This is a genomic window from Micromonospora sp. NPDC005087, assembly GCF_042872965.1.
Classification (GTDB): Bacteria; Actinomycetota; Actinomycetes; order Mycobacteriales; family Micromonosporaceae; genus Micromonospora.
Window position 1 is genome coordinate 1 of sequence record NZ_JBIALB010000070.1, and the last position, 1,437, is coordinate 1,437.

Below are 1,437 nucleotides of genomic sequence, written 5' to 3' on the forward strand. Positions count from 1 at the left end.
TACTCCAGCCGGGGATCGTGATCATGGTTCGATGAGGGCTTGTCGGGTGTAGTGGCTGGCCTTGGCGCGGGCTTGGTGGCGGCGTCGACGGATGGACCAGAGCAGCGGGTCGGTGCGGCGGCGGGTGGGTTCGATGATCAGGATGTGGAACAGGTGGCGTAGCTCGTTGACGGTCAGCGGGATCAGCCCACCCGGGTTGTAGCGGTGGCGGTGACTGGCGGTCGCGGCGGCGAGGAAGGCGTGGGCGAGGATCGCGAGGGTGGTCCAGCGGTGCCAGGAGGTCCAGCGGCGATTCTGGTGCTGGTCCAGGCCGAGTCCGGTCTTCGCGGCTTGGAACGATTCTTCGATCTTCCAGCGGCGGCCGGCGACGGCGACAAGGACACCCAAGGCGACGGGTTCGGGTGACCAGCAGCGGTAGAAGGCCAGCTCACCGGTCCTGCGGTTGCGGCGGATCAACAGCCAGTGGTGACCGCCGTGCTCGTCGGCGGCGTGTGGCAGGGCGGTGAAGGACCAGTCGTAGTAGCGGTAGCCTTTCGCGCCCGGGCCGGCGGACATGCGCTGCCACGCGGTGGCGGGAAGCCCTGCGGCCAGCGCGTCGACGCGGTAGGTGCCGATGCCGGTGGTCACCTGATGCGAGCAGGCCACGGCCAGGACGTAGCCCAGTCGCAGCGTGCGGAGCCGGGTGGCCAGGCGCGGATCGTTGCCGTAGGCCTCGTCACCGGCTGCCCATCGGCACGGCAGCCCGGCGGTGACCGCGGCCTCGATCATCCTGGCTGCCAGTTGCGGCTTGGTCGCGAACCGCACGGTATCCGGGATGCCGGCCTCGGCTCGGCGCTCGGGGTCGTCGCACCAGGATTTCGGTAGGTAGAGGGCCGCGTCGAGCATCGCGTGACCAGCGTTGGTGGCGTAGACGAGATGCACGGCGAGCTGGCAGTTCTCGATTTTCCCGGCCGTGCCTGAATACTGCCGCTGCACGCCGACGGTGTGCCGGCCCTTCTTCAGGTCACCGGTCTCGTCGATGACCAGCACGGCGTCAGCCTCGCCGAGGTGGTGCCCGACGAACGCGCGGACGTCGACACGGACCGCGGCGTCGTCCCACTTCACCCGGGTCAGCAGGTCCTGCATCCCGTCCGGGCCGGCGTCCCCGGCGTGCTCGGCGATGGTCCAGCAGTTCTTCCGTGGCAGAGGCGCCAGCAAGCCGCGGACGAAGTCACGCATCCGCCGCCGGGGTTCCGGCCTGCGGAAACGTTGCCCGACAGTCAGCATCAGGTCGTCGAACAACACCCGCCACCGTCGTGCGTCTACCCTGTATCCGGCAGCCACCGCTGCGTCATGGTCAGTCCACACAACCGTCCATGATCGACGGTGGCTGCCCTCGTTCCCACACCGCACCGAGCCACAGCTCAGCCAAGGTCAACAACCCCGGCTGGAGTACTA

At 68.8% G+C, this 1,437-nt stretch carries 1 protein-coding gene; it reads right to left on the reverse strand.

Annotated features, from left to right (window positions below):
• Positions 1 to 21: 21 nt before the first annotated feature.
• Positions 22 to 1,266 carry an IS701 family transposase gene (locus ACFYPS_RS36885; protein WP_387331143.1) on the reverse strand — a complete coding sequence of 415 codons (1,245 nt, stop codon included), beginning with the start codon at positions 1,264 to 1,266 and terminating at the stop codon, positions 22 to 24.
• Positions 1,267 to 1,437: the final 171 nt, after the last annotated feature.

Excerpts from the sequence above, each read along its gene's own strand:
- ACFYPS_RS36885 (WP_387331143.1), bottom strand. The coding sequence starts at position 1,266 with ATGCTGACTGTCGGGCAACGTTTCCGCAGGCCGGAACCCCGGCGGCGG.